General features: G+C 56.8%; 18 protein-coding genes. 9 read left to right on the top strand and 9 right to left on the bottom strand.

Features of this window, described 5'->3' with window-relative positions; all coding sequences use genetic code 11:
- The first annotated feature begins 205 nt into the window (after nucleotides 1-205).
- Nucleotides 206-1,351 carry a slipin family protein gene (locus AC2FIZ_RS16200; RefSeq protein WP_496791335.1) on the top strand — a complete coding sequence of 382 codons (1,146 nt, stop codon included), beginning with the start codon at nucleotides 206-208 and terminating at the stop codon, nucleotides 1,349-1,351.
- Between the two features lie 42 nt (nucleotides 1,352-1,393).
- Here AC2FIZ_RS16200 and AC2FIZ_RS16195 read toward each other — a convergent pair whose 3' ends face one another.
- The 7 genes from AC2FIZ_RS16195 to AC2FIZ_RS16165 all read right to left on the bottom strand — a co-directional run bounded on the left by AC2FIZ_RS16195 (nucleotide 1,394) and on the right by AC2FIZ_RS16165 (nucleotide 7,412).
- Nucleotides 1,394-1,768 carry a DUF2237 family protein gene (locus AC2FIZ_RS16195; protein ID WP_496791334.1) on the bottom strand — a complete coding sequence of 125 codons (375 nt, stop codon included), beginning with the start codon at nucleotides 1,766-1,768 and terminating at the stop codon, nucleotides 1,394-1,396.
- A gap of 9 nt (nucleotides 1,769-1,777) precedes the next feature.
- Entirely contained in the window at nucleotides 1,778-2,941 is a 1,164-nt protein-coding gene (locus AC2FIZ_RS16190) for a serine hydrolase domain-containing protein (RefSeq protein WP_496692952.1), read from the bottom strand.
- A gap of 82 nt (nucleotides 2,942-3,023) precedes the next feature.
- On the bottom strand, nucleotides 3,024-3,704 hold the full coding sequence (gene pth / locus AC2FIZ_RS16185) for an aminoacyl-tRNA hydrolase (protein WP_281973473.1): 681 nt from the start codon (nucleotides 3,702-3,704) through the stop codon (nucleotides 3,024-3,026).
- A 137-nt stretch (nucleotides 3,705-3,841) separates the two neighbouring features.
- Nucleotides 3,842-4,495, bottom strand: a complete 654-nt coding sequence (locus AC2FIZ_RS16180; protein ID WP_142639464.1) for a 50S ribosomal protein L25/general stress protein Ctc — start codon at nucleotides 4,493-4,495, stop codon at nucleotides 3,842-3,844.
- A 242-nt stretch (nucleotides 4,496-4,737) separates the two neighbouring features.
- Nucleotides 4,738-5,904: an alpha-hydroxy acid oxidase gene (locus AC2FIZ_RS16175; protein WP_271951599.1), complete on the bottom strand. Its 1,167-nt coding sequence runs from the start codon at nucleotides 5,902-5,904 to the stop codon at nucleotides 4,738-4,740.
- A gap of 152 nt (nucleotides 5,905-6,056) precedes the next feature.
- Nucleotides 6,057-6,848: a tryptophan synthase subunit alpha gene (trpA, locus tag AC2FIZ_RS16170; protein ID WP_281995895.1), complete on the bottom strand. Its 792-nt coding sequence runs from the start codon at nucleotides 6,846-6,848 to the stop codon at nucleotides 6,057-6,059.
- A gap of 78 nt (nucleotides 6,849-6,926) precedes the next feature.
- Nucleotides 6,927-7,412, bottom strand: a complete 486-nt coding sequence (locus AC2FIZ_RS16165) for an acyloxyacyl hydrolase (RefSeq protein ID WP_142639471.1) — start codon at nucleotides 7,410-7,412, stop codon at nucleotides 6,927-6,929.
- A gap of 194 nt (nucleotides 7,413-7,606) precedes the next feature.
- Between AC2FIZ_RS16165 and ychF the strand changes: the two genes are divergently transcribed.
- On the top strand, nucleotides 7,607-8,704 hold the full coding sequence (gene ychF, locus AC2FIZ_RS16160; RefSeq protein WP_281973475.1) for a redox-regulated ATPase YchF: 1,098 nt from the start codon (nucleotides 7,607-7,609) through the stop codon (nucleotides 8,702-8,704).
- Between the two features lie 11 nt (nucleotides 8,705-8,715).
- Nucleotides 8,716-9,219, top strand: coding sequence for a GNAT family N-acetyltransferase (locus AC2FIZ_RS16155; RefSeq protein ID WP_496791332.1), 504 nt, complete (start codon nucleotides 8,716-8,718; stop codon nucleotides 9,217-9,219).
- 62 nt (nucleotides 9,220-9,281) lie between these two features.
- Here the strand turns inward: AC2FIZ_RS16155 and AC2FIZ_RS16150 are convergent, their stop codons facing one another.
- Nucleotides 9,282-10,907, bottom strand: a complete 1,626-nt coding sequence (locus AC2FIZ_RS16150) for a GMC family oxidoreductase (RefSeq protein ID WP_496791353.1) — start codon at nucleotides 10,905-10,907, stop codon at nucleotides 9,282-9,284.
- 103 nt (nucleotides 10,908-11,010) lie between these two features.
- On the opposite strand from AC2FIZ_RS16150, the gene AC2FIZ_RS16145 reads away from it, so the two are divergent.
- Entirely contained in the window at nucleotides 11,011-11,889 is an 879-nt protein-coding gene (locus AC2FIZ_RS16145; RefSeq protein ID WP_271951607.1) for a LysR substrate-binding domain-containing protein, read from the top strand.
- A 4-nt stretch (nucleotides 11,890-11,893) separates the two neighbouring features.
- Here the strand turns inward: AC2FIZ_RS16145 and AC2FIZ_RS16140 are convergent, their stop codons facing one another.
- On the bottom strand, nucleotides 11,894-12,463 hold the full coding sequence (locus AC2FIZ_RS16140) for a helix-turn-helix domain-containing protein (RefSeq protein WP_185956736.1): 570 nt from the start codon (nucleotides 12,461-12,463) through the stop codon (nucleotides 11,894-11,896).
- A gap of 180 nt (nucleotides 12,464-12,643) precedes the next feature.
- On the opposite strand from AC2FIZ_RS16140, the gene glyA reads away from it, so the two are divergent.
- The 5 genes from glyA (at nucleotide 12,644) to AC2FIZ_RS16115 (ending at nucleotide 18,148) form a co-directional block, all read left to right on the top strand.
- Nucleotides 12,644-13,897 carry a serine hydroxymethyltransferase gene (gene glyA / locus AC2FIZ_RS16135; RefSeq protein WP_496791331.1) on the top strand — a complete coding sequence of 418 codons (1,254 nt, stop codon included), beginning with the start codon at nucleotides 12,644-12,646 and terminating at the stop codon, nucleotides 13,895-13,897.
- 9 nt (nucleotides 13,898-13,906) lie between these two features.
- Complete coding sequence (gene lpdA, locus AC2FIZ_RS16130; protein ID WP_282027609.1) at nucleotides 13,907-15,289, top strand: dihydrolipoyl dehydrogenase; 1,383 nt, start codon at nucleotides 13,907-13,909, stop codon at nucleotides 15,287-15,289.
- Between the two features lie 14 nt (nucleotides 15,290-15,303).
- Nucleotides 15,304-16,248: a lipoyl synthase gene (gene lipA / locus AC2FIZ_RS16125; protein WP_496791330.1), complete on the top strand. Its 945-nt coding sequence runs from the start codon at nucleotides 15,304-15,306 to the stop codon at nucleotides 16,246-16,248.
- 25 nt (nucleotides 16,249-16,273) lie between these two features.
- Complete coding sequence (locus AC2FIZ_RS16120; RefSeq protein ID WP_496690355.1) at nucleotides 16,274-17,647, top strand: alanine/glycine:cation symporter family protein; 1,374 nt, start codon at nucleotides 16,274-16,276, stop codon at nucleotides 17,645-17,647.
- Between the two features lie 78 nt (nucleotides 17,648-17,725).
- The gene (locus AC2FIZ_RS16115; protein ID WP_142639489.1) at nucleotides 17,726-18,148 is read left to right on the top strand and encodes a universal stress protein; all 423 of its coding nucleotides are present in this window, start codon (nucleotides 17,726-17,728) and stop codon (nucleotides 18,146-18,148) included.
- The last annotated feature ends 93 nt before the right edge of the window (nucleotides 18,149-18,241 follow it).

Here is an 18,241-nt window from a genome sequence, read left to right as displayed (position 1 = left end):
CCCTTGGGAACAGGCGGCGCATTGGTCCCGCGCCCCTCTCTCTGACCCTCTCGCAAAAGGGCACGGCGCGGGGGATGCCCGGTCTTTCACAGCCTTTATCCGAAGGCTTCACACCTGTCACCCAATCGGGGTGCAACCCACTGAAAACATGAAAAGGAGTTCGCTTTTGCGACGACGATAGAGCGAGACGAAAAGGAGAAATGAAATGACACTATTCCAAGATCTGATCGACCGGCTGACCGGTCATCAACGGCTGACCCTGACCGAGACCCAGCGGATGCTGGTTTTGCGCAAGGGGGTAATTGACACCATCCTCGGCCCCGGGAAACACCGGCTGCCACGCAGGGATGTGCTGACCGAGCTGCACGATCTGGAGGCTCTCTTTTTCGTGTCGCCCTATGAGCGGGCGCTGATGCAGAACCGGCCCGAACTGGCGGAGGCGCACCTGACCGAGTTTCGGGCAGGGCCCGACGAGGTTCTGGTTCTGCTTCGGGATGGCGTGCCCGCTCGAGTGCTGATTCCCGAAGTACGGGCGCTAGTTTGGAAGGATGCCGGCCCCTGGGCCGTTGAGCAACACGCGCTAACCGAGTCCATGGTTGTGCTCAAAGCGGTCGCGCAGCGGCTGGTTCGGGTGGGGCTGCAGATCCACTTGACGCGGGTCGAGATTGCCGAAGGGCATGTCGGTTTGCTGACCGTGGATGGCGTGCTGGTGGATCGGCTGAACCCCGGCGCCCATGCCTTCTGGAAGGTGGGCCGGAACGTCGAGGTCAAGCAGATCGACCTGCGGCAACGAACCCATGAGGTAACGGGTCAAGAGATACTGACCAAGGACCGGGTGACCATCCGGGTCAACCTCAGCGCCGATTACCGGGTCGTCGATCCGGTCAAGGCGATAGGGGCGGTGAAGGATTTTGATCAGGCCCTGCACCGGGCCCTGCAACTGGCGTTCCGGAAGACCCTTGGGTCGATGACGCTTGACCGGCTACTTGCCGAGAAGGTGGGCGTTGACACCGAGGCTGCAGATCGGGTGCGGACACAAATGGCCGGGATCGGCATCGAAGTGGGTGAGATCGCGTTGAAAGACGTCATCCTGCCCGGCGAGATGCGCGAAATCCTGACCGCCGTAGTCGCTGCCGAGAAACAGGCCGAGGCCAACGTCATCCGGCGGAGGGAAGAAACCAACGCCACGCGGTCTTTGCTGAACACCGCGAAAGTGATGGCGGAAAACCCGGTGATGCTGCGACTGAAAGAGCTGGAAGCGCTGGAAACCATCGCCGGCAAGGTCGAGCGGCTGACGGTTCATAACGGAACCGAGGGTCTGATGTCTGACCTTGTGAAATTGCGGGATTGATCCCGAATAAGGGCTGGTCCGGGTGATCCCGGGCCGGTCTGCCTAGTCCTGAACCGCGTGTTGGTTGAGAATGCGCAGAGGCACGATGTCCAGCGCCCGTTGATGTGTCGCCTCAAGATGAACCTTGGGCGCGCATCCTTCGTCATGGGCTTGCAGGAAGCGACCCGCACATAGACACCAGCTGTCACCGGCACGCAGCCCGGGAAATCTAAACTCGGGGCGCGGCGTGCTGAGGTCATTGCCGACATATTTCGAATAGGCCAGAAACTCGACCGTCATTACCGCGCAAACCGTGTGGCTGCCCTGATCCTCGGGGCAGGTATTGCAGGCGCCATCGCGAAAGAACCCGGTCAGCGGATCGCGGGAGCAAGGGGCGAGCACGCCCCCCAGAACATTTATGCTTTCCTGTTTCTGCATAAGAGCATCTTACAGGCTTTGCGCAATCTTGCGGAACATTTCTATGTTGATCTCATTCACGCCAGGGTCTCGAAACTTGCGATCGGCCCCGGTGGACACGATCAGCACCCCGCGCGGCTGGTCGAAATAGATATACTGACCATAGACGCCGCGGGCCATGAACTCGCCCTCATGCGCGCCCACGGGAATCCACCACTGATATCCATAGCCGATCTTGCCCGATGCGGTCGGGGCACTGGGCAGGACCGAAGCGGCGATCCATTCAGCCGGTACTAGTTGCTGCCCATCATGAACCCCGTTTTGCAGGATCATCTGACCGAAACGCGCATAGTCGCGGGTGGTGAAATTCAAGCCCCCCAGAACAAAGGCAACTCCGGCCCCGTCAGTCACGTAATAGCCATCCCGCTCCAGCCCAAGTGGCTGTACAATGCGCTCTGTAAGCAGTTCGGCCACGCTGCGACCGGTTGCTCCTCGGACCACCATACCGATAACATGGGTGTCGATTGACACGTATTTCCAGGTTTCTCCGGGTGTTGCGAAACTGTCCTGCAGCGAGGCGGCAAAATCGTCCAGTTCTCGGCCTAAGGCGACCACTCGACCCATCCGGTTGATGTCAGAATTGTAATCCAGATAATCCTCGTTGAAGGTCACACCGCTGGCCATGTTCAGCACGTTGCGGATCGTCGTACCATCATAGGCCGTGCCTTTTAGTTTGGGCACGTATTGCACGACCGGATCGTCCAATGAGGCGATTGCGCCTTCGTCCAGCAATATGCCGAACAATGCAGAAAGATAGCTTTTGGCAACCGACCACGAAATGCGTCGATCGTCTGGTGTGGTGCCCAGATAATATTCCTCAAACCGGATCTGCCCGCCCTGCATCACAAGCAAGGATGTGACCGACCGGTCTTCGATCCATTGATCCGTGCCTGCTGGCAGGTCAAACCCGGGCCCGTAAGGCAATTCCCATGTGGCCCCATCCCCGCGCGGCAAGTTGACGGTTTTGAAAGCTGCATCCATATGCGAGAAATTGTGAACGATCTTTTCGGGGGAAAACAATGAGTTCACCGCCATCAAGCGTTGAATTTCCTCGCGTTTCCAGAACCCGACAACGGCGGCTGCCAGCACAAGCATCAGCGCGATACGCAGCACCCATTTAAACAAAGCTCTCATTTGTCGCCTCCCATGATTGCCGGTATTGGAGCCTGCCCGGGAAAATTCCGCAATCCGGACGTAGGGGCAACGGCAAAGGGCGCTATTTGAACTTGTCCATCAGCTTCTGCATGGCTGACCTGCTGTCCTCGGCGGGTTCGGTAATGGTCTGAGCCGTTGGTTTTGGGTGCTCGGACGGTGACTTGGACGAACGCGGCGGTGCCGTTCGCAGGGCAACGGCGTTCATGAACTTACCGCCATCGCCATTGGCCAGGTGCCTTGCGCCATCTGCAACGCCGCGCAGGACATCTTCCAACCAGTCGCTGTCAGCCTTTGCGAAATCGCCCAAGACATATGGCGAAACCAATTCTTTCCGCCCGGGATGACCGATCCCAAGGCGCACCCGATCATAGGCTGGGCTGATATGTTCGTGGATCGACCGAAGCCCGTTGTGACCGGCATGGCCTCCGCCTGCCTTGACGCGGACCTTACCCGGCGCCAGATCCAATTCATCATGTAGGACAGTGACGTCGGTCGAATCCAACTTGTAAAACCGCATGGCCTCGCCCACCGATTGACCGGACCGGTTCATGAAGGTCTGAGGCTTGATAAGCAAAACCTTTTCTTGACCAAGCCGCCCTTCGGCGATTTCGGCCTGAAATTTGGATTTCCAAGGACCAAAGCCGCAATCCTCGGCGATCCGGTCAACGGCCATAAAGCCAATATTGTGCCGGTTTCGAGCATATTTTGATCCGGGATTTCCCAGGCCGACAAACAGCTTCATCGTCATGTCCTTGTCTCAAGCGCGATATCGCAACTGGTTGATGGCACGGATCGGGGCCGATTTTCCAGCCCAACGGGCAAAAGAAAACGGGACCCCAATGGGGCCCCGTCACAAAAACCGAAACTTTGGGTCCGGCCTTATTCTTCTTCGCTTCCGACGACTTCGACTTCATCGGGTGCGACATCACCCTCTTCGCCCTCTTCGTCATCGCTTGTGGCCAGGCCGGTTGGGGCCGAGATGTTGGCGATCACAAAGTCACGGTCGATGGTCGGCTTGGTGCCAGCAGGCAGATCGACCGACGAGATGGTGACAACGTCGTTGATGTTCAGACCGGTCAGATCAACGGTGATCTTCTCAGGAATCTCACCAGCGGTACACATCAGCTCGACCTCAGGACGGACAACGGTCAGAACGCCGCCTTTCTTGATGCCGGGGGCCTCTTCCTCGTTGATGAAATCAACCGGAATAAACAGTGCGATCTTGGTGGTCCGACGCAGGCGCATCAGGTCCAGGTGGGTCGGCAGGTCTTTGACAACGTCACGCTGAACGTCGCGGCAGATGACGCGAACGTCTTCCTGGCCTTCAACCTTCAGGTTCCACAATGTCGACTTGAACCGGCCCGCCTTCAGGCGCTTGAACAGTTCGTTGAACGGGATCTGGATCGGCAGCGGCTCTTTGTCGCCACCAAAAACAATGCCCGGAACCATGCCGTCGCGGCGTGCCTGACGAGCGGCGCCCTTGCCTGTCCCCGTCCGTTCCAGAGCTACGAGATCAGGAATCTCTCCAGCCATGATATTTCTCCAATGTTAGGGCGGGTATCCTCCAAGGCTGTATACCCGCGTGAAGCCGCGTCCTTAGCTTGATTCATTGAGTTTGGAAAGGGGTTTTTGCAGCTCGTCTATTTTGCGAGGCTCTGTCTCGCACTCCGATGTATTTTCGGCCAGATGGAGCAGGGAATCCTTTCTTCAACTGGCTCTAAATATATCGGGCGAGGCGGCCTAAGGGCGACTGGGGTAGAGCCCCATGCGCGCGATCAATCTGTCCAGCTCCCTCCGAAGTCTTTCGGGACAAGCAAATTGTGCCGGCCCAGATCGCTCACATTGCGTTCACCGCAAAGCGCCATGGTCGTATCAAGTTCTTTCTGAATGATCTCAAGTGCCGTGGTCACGCCTTTCTGGCCCATTGCGCCAAGACCGTAAACAAAGGCGCGCCCGATAAAGGTGCCCTTCGCGCCAAGTGCCAGTGCTTTCAGAACGTCCTGGCCAGACCGAATGCCACTGTCCAGATGCACTTCGATGTCGTTTCCGACAGCGTCCATAATCTCGGGCAGGACACGAATGGAACTGAGCGCCCCGTCCAACTGGCGTCCGCCGTGGTTTGAAACCACGATGGCATCGGCGCCCAGCTTGGCGGCCATCTTGGCATCCTCGGAATCCAGGATACCCTTGAGGATCACCTTGCCGCCCCATTGGTCCATCAGCTTTTCAACTTTGCCCCAATCCAGGCTGGGGTCGAATTGTTCCGCCGTCCATGTGCCCAGCGATCTTGTATCAGTGATATTATCAACATGGCCAACAATATTGCCGAAGTTCCGCCGTTTGGCGCCTAACATTTCGATGCCCCAGGCCCATTTTGTCATCAGATTGGCGATGGTCTTGGGCGTCAGCTTTGGCGGCGCGGACAGACCATTCTTTAGGTCCTTGTGGCGCTGCCCGAGTATTTGCAAGTCCAGGGTGATCACAAGGGCCGAACATTTTGCATCCTTGGCGCGTTGGATCAGTCGAGAGACATAGTCCTGGTCCTTCATGGTGTAGAGTTGGAACCAGAAGGGCGCAGTGGTGTTCTCGGCCACCTCCTCGATAGAATTGATTGACATCGTGGACAGGGTAAAGGGGACGCCAAAAGCCTCGGCTGCTTTGGCGGCTTTGATCTCACCATCCGCGTGCTGCATGCCGGTCAGACCAACGGGGGCAAGGGCAACAGGCATGGTAACATCCTGTCCGATCATCTGCGACGCCGTCGTGCGCCCGGTCATATCAACCGCTACTCGCTGGCGCAGGCGGATATCTTCGAAATCCGAGCTGTTGTCGCGAAAGGTCTGCTCGGTCCAGCTGCCGCTTTCGGCATAGTCAAAGAACATGCGCGGGACGCGTCGTTCATAGATGTGTTTGAGGTCTTGGATATTGGTGATGACGGGCATGAGATGCGGCTTTCGAAAGATTGGTCCTTTTTCTTTACCAATTTTTCGAAAGCCTCGCAACGCCACGTTTCTGTGCGCAACGTTAGGTGCAATAGAAAAACCGCAGCCGGGTTGCGCCGACTGCGGTCAAGATTGCGAAACCGGTCGTTGGATCAGGCCGAATGTGCCCCATCTGCCAGCGATTTGACAAAATCCAGAACTTCACCAACCGACTTCCCGGCGGCGATCTGGCTGACAATGGCCGAGCCGACCACTGCGCCATCGGCAACAGTTGCGATTGCCCGCGATTTTTCCGGGGTATTGATTCCAAAGCCCACGATCACTGGCAAATCCGTGGCGGATTTGATCCGAGAGACCTCGGGGCCTACATTCGTGGCCTGGGCTTCGGCTGCGCCTGTGATCCCCGTGATCGAGACGTAATACACAAATCCCGAAGTGTTCTGAAGAACGCGCGGAAGCCGTTTGTCATCCGTTGTCGGCGTGGCGAGGCGGATAAAATTCAATCCAGCCGCCTGTGCAGGCAGACAAAGTTCGTCATCTTCTTCGGGGGGCAGGTCAACGACGATCAGGCCGTCGATGCCAGCCTCAGTAGCGTCCGCCAGAAACCTTTCCACACCGCGGCTGTAGATGGGATTGTAATACCCCATTAGCACAATAGGCGTTGTATCATCCGATTCCCGAAAAGCACGTGCAAGATCCAGTGTGCGTTGCAGGGTCATCCCGCCCTCTAGGGCGCGTTGTCCTGCTGCCTGGATGGTCGGACCATCCGCCATCGGGTCGGTGAACGGCAGCCCAAGTTCGATCACGTCGACACCGGCACCGGGCAAGCCCCTGACGATCTCAAGCGAGGTGTCGAAATCGGGGTCACCGGCCATGATGTAGGATACGAAGGCCTTTTTGCCCTCGGCCTTGAGGGCGGCGAACTTGGCGTCGATACGGGTCATCTGCGGTCCTTGCATACGGATTTGAACCTGATGTGCAGAAACTTTGCCCGGAAATCAATCCCGCTGGGCCAGATTGCTTCAGAACCCGTAGTGATAACGCATAAACACTGAGTTGACGCCGGGATTGAAACTGTCCGTGCTCGCGTTCGAATTATGGGTGATGGCCAGCGAGAGCTTGTTTCCGTTTTCCAGGGCATATCCAATTCCGAAAAGGCTGCGGATCTGGAAATTTCCGCCGAGATCATTGTCATCATTTGAGGCGTTGTAGTAGCCAGGCATCACGCTGGCCTCTGCGAACCACCGATCAGAGATCGTATAGAGACCGACCAAACCGGCGCCAATATGCGTGTCGGCATCTGCATCCACCGTCAGAGCCACACCCCAGCCAGCACTGAGGCGCGTGGCTTCGTGAAACGGGCTGTGCTGGTATTCCAGTGACACGACCGCCTGATCATTGCTGCTGGTGTGGGTGAAATCCGCATATCCTGCTCCCAATACGATGGACTGCCCGTGTGCCATGGTCGTGGTGGCCAGCAAAGTGCTCATTAAGAAAAGTGTTTTCATCTCGGTACTTCTTGGTTTTCTCAACTCCCTGTCAGTTGGTGACGTGGCAGTGGCAGAATCAAGTATTCGAAGTACACGTTTGATTAACAGATAAGTGATGTTGCAACTGGGACTCGACCTGTTGCCGCCGTCCGGGTTGCGCATTTGCCCGGACGTGAATAGAAGACGCCGTCGTATCGCTTCAGGAGGCCGAGATGGGCTTTAAAATGGGAATCGTGGGTTTGCCGAATGTGGGCAAGTCGACTCTCTTCAATGCGCTGACCAAGACAGCGGCTGCTCAGGCGGCGAATTTCCCGTTCTGCACCATTGAACCCAATGTGGGTGATGTGGCGGTGCCCGATGACCGGCTGGACAAGCTGGCGGCGATTGCAAGTTCAAAGCAGATCATCCCGACGCGAATGACGTTTGTGGATATCGCGGGCCTGGTAAAGGGCGCGTCAAAGGGCGAGGGGTTGGGCAACCAGTTTCTGGCCAACATCCGTGAGACTGACGCCATCGCTCATGTGTTGCGCTGCTTCGAAGATGATGATGTGACCCATGTCGATGGCCGCGTCGATCCCGTGGCGGATGCCGATACGATTGAGACCGAACTGATGCTGGCCGATCTGGAAAGCATCGAAAAGCGCCGTGCCAATCTGGTGCGCAAGCTGAAGGGCAACGACAAAGAGGCACAGCAACAGGAACGTTTGCTTGCCGAAGCGCAGGCCATGCTGGAAGACGGCAAACCCGCGCGTCTGGTCGAAGTTAGCGACGAAGACGACAAGGCGTGGAAAATGCTGCAACTGCTAACCACCAAACCGGTTCTCTATGTCTGCAACGTCTCGGAAGAAGAGGCCGCCGAGGGCAATGAATATTCAGCCCGTGTGGCTGAAATGGCCGCAGCGCAAGGCAACTCGCACGTCATTATCAGTGCCAAGATCGAAGAAGAGATTAGCCTGCTGGAAGAGGACGAAGCGCAGATGTTCCTCGAGGAAATGGGGCTGGAAGAGCCCGGTCTCGACCGTCTGATCCGCGCAGGCTACGACCTGCTGAAGCTGGAAACCTATTTCACCGTCGGCCCGAAAGAAGCCCGTGCCTGGACCATCCGCACCGGCACCGCCGCGCCGCAGGCTGCTGGCGTCATCCATGGCGATTTCGAAAAGGGTTTCATCCGTGCTGAAACGATCGCCTATGACGACTATGTTTCGGCAAACGGAGAGCAAGGCGCCAAAGAGGCAGGCAAGATGCGCGCCGAAGGCAAGGGCTATGTCGTCAAGGATGGCGATGTGATGCACTTCTTGTTTAATACCTAAGCGCCTTGGCATTGCGAACTGCAGAAAAGTCAGATGCGTCCAGTATCGCTGCCATCTCGATTGAAGTATGGATCGGAACCTACCTCAAACATGGTGTCAGTGGGATTTTTGCAGATTTCGCCTTGTCGGAATTCACAACAAGCAAAGTATTAGAACAGATTCAAAACCCGTATGAATTCATTCTGGTGTCCGACAATAATCAGGGGATTGACGGGTTCATCCGTGTTTCCCCTGCACGCATCGCCCCTGTTTCCGGGTGGTGGGGCATGGAGATATCGACATTCTACGTCCAGCCGCGCCATCACGGAAAAGGTATCGGAAGGCGTCTTTTGGCAGCCGCGCTGGAACATTGCCGGGATCAGGGGGCAGATGTGGTCTGGCTGATGACCAATGCTGAAAACACCTCGGCCATCAAGTTCTATCTGGCCAAGGGTTTTGAGTTCATTGGAGAGACCCACTTTCAGATCGACGATCAGAAGTATTTGAACAACGTCTATGCGTTGCACTTTTCCTGATCAGGGAATGAGGCCCCTTTCCAGACCAAATATTCTGTAAGACGGTCTTCTTTCCCTCTGCTTCAAGCGCTCATCTGCTTTGCGGCATCTTCCAGAATGAGGTCCGCACCGCGTGCGGCCAGCATCATCACCGGGGCGTTGGTGTTGCCTGAGGTGATGCTGGGGAATGAGGATGCGTCGACCACCCGAAGCCCTGCGACCCCATGGACGCGTAGCCGGGAATCCAGCACTGAATCCTGTTCCGATGTCCCCATGCGGCATGTGCAGCTTGGGTGAAAGATGGTTCCGGCGTTGGCGCGGAAATTTTCCAACAGCTGGTCGTCATTCATCCGCGTAACATCTGGTTCTATCCGGGTCCGCGTAACACTGCGGATCGTCTCAGTCTGCGCCAGCTTCTGTAACACCCGACCCGCTTTGATAGCCATGTCGCAGTCATGGTTTGTGGAGAGAGAGTTTGGTTGGATGGCGGGTGCATCCATGGGATCTGCCGAACGGATGTTGATCTCCCCTCTGCTTGTCGGCCTGCAGGGCTGGGCGCACAGAAGAAAGCCTGCTTCGGTATCAATGCCCGGTTGTCCTTTGGTGTCGGTCTTATAGGACATCGGATTGCAATAGATTTGCATATCAGCAAATTCGGCGGTTTCGTCCGAACGCACAAAGCCGCTGACCTGGTTGACGGGGACGCTGAGTGGCCCGCTGCGGGTCAACAGATAACGAATACCGGACAACATCTGTCCCAACCGATTGCCAAGCGTATTATTCAATGTCGGCTCGGTCGCATGAAAGAAATGGGATATGCCAAGATGATCCTGCAATCCCTGTCCAACCTGCGACAGGTTATGGCGCACTTTGATGCCGTGCCTTTTCAACAGGTTCGCAGGCCCGATCCCCGAAAGCTGCAAGAGCTGTGGCGAGTTTACGGCTCCCGCAGACAGGATGACTTCACGGATCGCGAAGGACGTAACCACCTGACCCCCAACGTGATAGCGGACACCGGTGGCTTTGCCCTGATCCAGAATGACGTTCTGCACCAGAGCATTGGATACTACCCGCAGATTGCTGCGTTTCAGCGCAGGGCGCAGGAACGCGGCTGCTGATGACCAGCGGCGGCCGTTTTTGACGGTGCTGCGCAGGTTCATCATCCCTTCGGCGTCCTGACCGTTCAGATTGTCCGAAACATGCCAGCCCATCTGCCGTGAGGCCTCCAGAAAGTGGCGCGAAAACGGGTGCATGCCCTCACTGACATCACTGACCACAAGGGGTCCGTCCGTTGACGAAGGTGTTTGGCCTCTTTCGACATGGGTCTCGATCGCCTCATATGTCTGGCGAACCGTTTCCCAGTTCCAACCCTCTGCGCCTGCCTTGGCCCAGTCATCAAAATCATGCGAGAGGCCTCGCAAATATGCCATGGCGTTGATCGAGCTTGATCCGCCAATAACCCGCCCGCGCGGCCAATAGGCCTGACGGTTGTTCAACCCGGGATCAGCCTGGGCAGAGTAACACCAGTTCACCTTGGGATCGTTGAAGGTTTTGCCGTATCCCAGCGGTACATTGATCCAGAAACGGCGATCGGTTCCACCGGCTTCTATCAGCAACACTTTATGGCTGCCACACGCGCTCAGCTTGTTTGCCAGCACGCAGCCGGCAGATCCGGCGCCCACGATGATATAGTCGAAGGTCTGCGTCATCTCGAACCGTTTTGGGTAATAGGCCCCATGATTTGCACGCAAAGATTGTCAATTCAAACAATGTATATTACCCATTAGGCATAATTTTCATTGAAGGTAAGAAATGGCGAAATTGCCCCATGTCACCTGGTTGCGGGCTTTTGAAGTTGCCGCGCGTCACAACAGTTTCTCTGCGGCAGCAGAAGAGCTGGGGCTGACATCAGCCGCCGTCAGTCAGCAGATACGGTTGTTAGAGAAGCACCTAAACGTATCCCTGTTCGAACGCTTGCCGCGCGGGGTTGCCCTGACCGAAATCGGGCGGGCCTATGCGATGCCGGTTCAAAAGACGTTTTCCGAGTTAAGAGACGCAACCAGCGGCCTTTTCACCAATTCCCGCAGGCGGGTGGTCAAAATACGGGCCTCCATCTCATGTGCGGGGCTGGTAATCGCACCAAGACTGTTTGAGTTTGAAAACCTGCACCCCGACATCAAAGTGGACCTCTCCACCTTCGTCTGGGCGAACCGGTTTGGAGAGGAAGAAAGCGATATTGATATCCGGTTCGGCTATGGTGACTGGGATGACGGGATCGTCTCGCATCTGGGCCATGAATGTGCGGTGCCGGTCTGCCATCCCGATTATGCGGCATCTTTTGGCGCAGATCTGAGCATTCAAAATCTGGCCCAGGGCCGGGTCGTCGCAATCAAAGGGTCCGAGAATGACTGGATGAGATTGTCCGATCAATACACGCTCAATTTGGGCGCGCCCTCCAGAACGCTTCGAATGGATTCGTCACTTTTGGCTTTGCAGGCCGTCACGGCGGGGCAGGGCGCGGCCATGGTATTAGAGAGCTTTGCCCATGAGTACATTAAGCAGGGTTTGCTGGTGGCACCCTTTGATTACCGTCTACCCATTCAGCCTTCGCACTATCTGGTTAAACGCAAAGGCGCTGAAGACCGCATCGAGGTACAGGTTTTCGCAAGTTGGGTGACGTCACTCTATTAGCGGGCTATTCCAGCGATACCCAAAGCACACGGGCATCTTCGGTACTGGTTGAAATACAGCCGTGCCCCATTCCACTGTCATAATAGAGCGAGTCCCCGGCTTTCATCGGCAGCGGTCGGTAGTGTTCCGACACAAAAGTCAGCTCTCCGCTGAGGACAAACATGAACTCTTCTCCAGAATGGCGAATCCAGTTTTCAAATTCGGAAATGTCGCGCGCCTTGATTGTCGCGATATAGGGCAGCATCCGTTTGCTGGTCAGCTCTGAACACAGCAATTCATGGATATATGTGGAGGTGTCCTTGATCTCACCGTCGCCCTTGGGCGTATAATCGCGACGGCCTGATATACCCGATTGACCGGACTGTAGAAACAGCTGCGGTGTGCTGAGGTCAAGCGCCTGTGTGAGCCGCCGAACAATATCAAAGCTGGGCTTTGTCTGGTTGTTTTCGATTTTTGACAGGGTTGATCGACCGATCCCGGCAGCACGACCGGCTTCTTCCAAAGTCCAGCCTTTTGCACGGCGCGCGTCGCGGATCGAGCGGCCCAGAGCCATACCCTCGTCCTGTTCGTCCATTCCGGAAACATCCGTTAAATTCTCTTCTGCCACGTGAAATCCCCCTGTTTTATCGATGCTTGCATAATTTCCAATCAAAATCAAATTCACCATTGTAAGAAAAATGTTGCCTTAAGGATGAAAATTCCACTATAGGAAACAAAGTTTCGCGAATTGGATTCGGAACCTTGGGAGGAGACCATGTTTAAAACGTCGCTGGCTGAGGCCGATCCGGTAATCTCTGCGTCGATTTCCCGTGAGGGTGCCCGTCAGGCGGATCAGATCGAACTGATCGCATCTGAAAACATCGTCTCGCAGGCGGTGATTGATGCGCAGGGGTCTGTGCTGACCAACAAATACGCCGAAGGGTATCCCGGTCGCCGGTATTACGGTGGCTGCGAATATGTCGACGAGGTCGAATCAGAAGCTATCGAGCGGTTGAAGAAACTGTTTGGGTGCGAATACGCAAACGTTCAACCTCATTCCGGCGCTCAGGCGAATGGAGCGGTCAAGCTGGCGCTGCTTAGCCCCGGTGACACGATATTGGGAATGTCGCTGGATGCTGGCGGGCACCTGACCCACGGCGCGAAACCCGCGCAATCGGGCAAATGGTTCCGTCCGGTGCAATACGGTCTGAACGATGCCGGGCTGATTGATTATGATCAGGTCGAGGCATTGGCAGAAGCTGAGAAGCCCAAGCTGATCATCGCGGGCGCATCGGCCTATTCGCAAAAAATCGACTTTGCGCGCTTTCGGGCAATCGCTGACAAGGTTGGGGCCTGGCTGCTGGCAGATATGGCGCATATCGCGGGGCTGGTGGCGACTGGGCTGCATCCGTCGCCTATTGGGCACGCTCATGTGGTGACGTCGACCACTCATAAGACCCTACGTGGACCACGCGGTGGGATCATCCTGACCAATGATGAAACACTCGCCAAAAAGATCAACTCGGCAGTGTTTCCGGGTCTGCAAGGTGGCCCGCTGATGCATGTGATCGCGGGCAAGGCTGTAGCCTTTGGTGAAGCTTTGAAGCCTGAGTTCAAAACCTACATGCAGCGCGTAGTCGACAGCGCGGCGGCTTTGGCGAATGTGATGATGGCGCGAGGCTGTGACATCGTTTCCGGCGGAACTGAGAACCATCTGATGTTGGTCGATCTGCGCCCCATCGGCGTGACTGGCAAAGATGCCGAGGCCGCGCTTGAGCGTGCAGGTTTTACTTGCAACAAAAACAGTGTTCCCGGCGATCCGCAAAAGCCAACGATTACCAGTGGTATTCGTCTGGGCACCGCTGCCGGATGCAGCCGTGGATTTGGCCCCGAAGAGTTTACGACGATCGGTCATCTGATTGGCAACGTGCTGGACGCTTTGGTTCAGTCGTCTGAGGGGGATGCGACCGTCGAAAAAGAAACTCGTGAAAAAGTCCGCGCCCTGTGCGCGAGCCATCCGATCTACTGAGGTTAAATCATGAGCACCTATGACCTGATCGTTATTGGCGGTGGCCCCGGCGGATATGTAGCGGCCATTCGTGCCGCTCAGCTGGGCATGAATGTCGCTTGCGTCGAGGGGCGGGGTGCTCTTGGCGGAACCTGTCTGAATGTGGGGTGCATACCCTCCAAAGCGTTGCTGACCTCCTCGGCCAAATATGCCGAGATCAGCCATCTCTCCTCCCATGGCATTGAGGTCGAGGGGGCCAGCATCGACATCGGCGCGATGATGGGGCGCAAGGACAAGATCGTTGGTGATCTGACCAAAGGGATCGGATTCCTGTTCAAAAAGAACGGTATCGACCTGATCGAAGGTTGGGCCAGTATTCCGGCTGCAGGACAGGTTCAGGTCGGCGACACGATCCATGAGGCAAAGAACATCCTGATCGCCACCGGGTCCGAGCCGACCTCGCTGCCGGGGATCGAGATTGACGAGCAAGATATCCTCAGCTCGACCGGGGCGATTGCGCTGGACACCGTGCCGGATCATCTGGTGGTGATCGGTGCCGGTGTCATCGGTCTGGAACTGGGTCAGGTCTGGGCGCGTCTGGGTGCCAAAGTCACGGTGGTTGAATATCTCGACCGTGTTCTGCCCGGCATTGATGGAGAGATCGCCAAGCTGGCACAGCGCGCCCTGTCAAAGCGCGGGTTGAAATTCCAACTGGGCAGGGCGCTGAAATCGGTCGGGAAAACCGACGCCGGCCTGTCCCTGATCGTGGACCGAGTTGGCAAGGACAAGGAAGAAGTGATCGAGGCCGACAAGGTCCTGATCGCCGTAGGCCGCCGCCCTGTGACGCGCGGACTGGGGTTGGAAGATCTGGGCGTTGCCATCAACCAACGCGGTTTTATCGAGGTCGATGGAGCGTTCCAGACCTCGGTGCCCGGTATCTATGCGATTGGCGATTGTGTGCCAGGGCCAATGCTGGCGCATAAGGCCGAAGAAGATGGCGTCGCCTGTGTTGAAATACTGGCCGGTCAGGCTGGACATGTGGATTACAACACTGTTCCGGGCGTGGTTTATACCGACCCCGAAGTTGCCTCGGTCGGATTGACCGAAGAAGCGCTTAAAGAAGCGGGGACAGAATATTCCGTGGGCAAGTTCGCCTTCATGGCCAATTCTCGGGCGCGTTCGATCGGTGAAACGGATGGTGCGGTCAAGGTTCTGGCTGGCGATGACGGTCAAATCCTGGGCGCGCATATCTGCGGCGCGCATGGCGGCGACCTGGTTGCCGAGCTGGTTCTGGCAATGACCAAATGCGCTACCGTTTCCGAAGTTGCCGCAACCTGTCATGCGCACCCTGCCATGGGCGAGGCGGTCAAAGAGGCCTGCCTTGACGCCCTGGGCCGTGCGATTCACGCTTAACGAGGATCAGCCAGATGACCATCCAGCTTCGCCCTCGCCACCCGGAAAAAGCCAAAAAGGCTGACAGTGTCATTCCGCGTAAACCGAAATGGATTCGGAAGAAACGGGTTGAAAGCGCAGAATTTTACGAAACCCGCCGCCTGATGCGTGACCATAATCTGGCGACCGTTTGCGAAGAGGCGGCTTGCCCAAATATCGGCGAATGCTGGTCCAAGCGCCACGCCACCATGATGATCATGGGCGAGGTCTGTACCCGCGGCTGTTCCTTCTGCAACGTTGCCACTGGCCGCCCCGACGCTCTGGACCAGTTCGAACCCGGCCGTGTGGCCGTTGCGGTGAAAAAGCTGGGCCTGCGTCATGTCGTGATCACCTCGGTTGACCGGGATGATCTGGCTGATGGCGGCGCTGATCATATTGCCCAAACCATCCGTGCTGTGCGCCACCAGAATCCCGGCACAACGGTAGAAGTTCTGACCCCCGACTTTCTGGGCAAAGGGGACGCGGCCGATCTGGTATTTGCGGCCGCCCCCGACGTATTCAATCACAATCTCGAAACGGTTCCGCATCTGTATCCCACGGTGCGTCCGGGCGCGCGGTATTACACTTCGCTGCGTCTGTTGGACGATGCCAAGCGCACCAACCCCGAGATCTTTACCAAATCCGGCCTGATGGTCGGGCTGGGTGAAAGCCTTGTCGATGTGCGGCAGGTGATGGATGACCTGCGCGCAGCGAATGTCGATTTTCTGACAGTGGGGCAATACCTACAGCCGACCGCAAAACATCACCCGATTGACCGGTTCTGGACACCGGAAGAATTCGCCCAGCTTGAGCAGATCGCACGCTCAAAGGGCTTTCTGCACGTGTCAGCCACGCCGCTGACCCGTTCGTCGTTCCACGCGGACGAAGACTTTGCCGCCCTCAAGCAAGCTCGCCAAAGGGCGATTGCTGCCGGGGCATAATCCAAACGCGCTAGGGAGGAATACCATGGAAGCGTTAAATTCAATCGTAGGGGCCATCAATGGCGTCGTGTGGGGGCCGCTGATGCTGGTCCTCATTCTTGGCGTTGGCTTCTTCCTGCAGGTGGGGCTGAAATTCATGCCGATCCTGCGTATCGGCACGGGCTTTAAGCTGCTGTTCGCCGGGCGAGAAAGTCAGGGCGATGGGCAGATCAGCCCGTTTAACGCTCTGATGACGTCGCTGTCGGCGACAATCGGTACGGGTAACATCGCCGGTGTGGCTACTGCTGTCTTCCTGGGCGGTCCGGGCGCTTTGTTCTGGATGTGGATGACCGCCCTGGTGGGCATGGCCACCAAATATGCCGAGGCTGTTCTGGCGGTGAAATACCGTGAGAAGGACGAGCTGGGCAACTTTGTCGGTGGTCCGATGTACTACATCAAGAACGGTCTGGGTGCGAAATGGGCCTGGCTGGGTGTTGCATTTGCCCTGTTCGGCGCAGTTGCAGCCTTTGGTATCGGCAACGGTGTGCAAGCCAATGGTGTTGCACAGGTTCTCGAAGCCAATTTCGGCCTGAATACCTCGGTCACCGGTGTGGTGCTGATGGTTCTGACCGCCGCTGTAATCCTGGGTGGTATCACGCGTATCGGTGCCGTTGCCGGTAAACTGGTTCCGTTCATGGCTATTGCCTATATCATCGCGGGTCTGCTCGTTCTGCTGATCAATATCGGTGAAATCGGCAATGCTGTGTCGTTGGTCTTCACCTACGCCTTCACACCCTCGGCCGCCGAAGGTGGTTTTGCGGGCGCAGCCGTTTGGGCCGCCATCCGCTTTGGTGTGGCGCGCGGTGTCTTCTCAAACGAAGCTGGTCTGGGTTCCGCCCCGATCGCGCATGCCGCAGCCGAGACCAAAGGTCCGGTAAACCAGGGCCTGATCGCGATGCTGGGTACGTTCATCGATACCATCATCGTCTGCTCGATCACCGGTTTGGCAATCATTGCCTCGGGTGCGTGGACCACGGGTGAATCCGGTGCCGCGTTGACTTCGGCTGCGTTCGAAATGTCGTTGCCGGGCATTGGTGGCTACTTGATCGCCATCGCGCTGTCGATCTTCGCCTTCACCACCATCCTCGGCTGGTCATTCTACGGAGAGAAATGCGTCGAATTCCTGCTGGGTGTCAAATCCCTGATGCCGTACCGCATTCTGTGGATTATCATGATCTACTTCGGCGCAACCGCGGATCTGGGCTTTATCTGGCTGCTTGCAGATACGCTGAACGCCATGATGGCTATCCCGAACCTAATCGCCTTGGCATTGCTGAGCCCAATCGTCTTCAAATTGACGAAAGAGTTCTTTGCCTCCGGTGGTAAGTCCGAAGAGCCGGGCGGCACGCCTGCCGAATAATCCGGGCACTGAAAACCTACGGGGGGCCATTCCGGCCCCCCGACTTGAAACAGAATTCCTATCTCGAGGAGAGGCGTGATGGCCACGAAAATCCTGCTGCCGATTGATCACTCTGACGACCGTTCCTGGAAACAGGCATTGCCGGTCGCATTGGAACAGGCGAAATTCTACGGTGCCGAACTGCATGCGGTCGCCGTCATCCCCGAGATCATCCAGCTGCCGAACCTGCCCGCCAATTATGGCGCCGGTGCCAAAGAGCATGTGCGCAACGCGGTTCAGGCCATCTTGGACAATGGTGACGCCGCGGGCGTTGCTGTCCATGTCCAAGAGGGCAGCGTCTACCGCGAAATTCTGAAGCTCGCTCACAAAGAGGGCTTCGACATGATCGTCATGGCGTCGACCAAGGGCGATTTCCCGAATTATGAAATTGGTCCGAACCTGGCACGCGTGGTGCGCAATGCGCATTGCACCGTCATGGTAGTTCGTGACCAGTCCCGCTGATCGAAAGGTACCTGAAATGACGGATATTAAGCGCACGCCTTTGCATGGTTTGCATGTTGAGTTGGGTGGGAAGTTGGTTGATTTTGCGGGCTG

Source organism: Ruegeria sp. CDSB022 (assembly GCF_059611145.1).
This window is presented reverse-complemented; position numbering and strand designations above follow the sequence as displayed.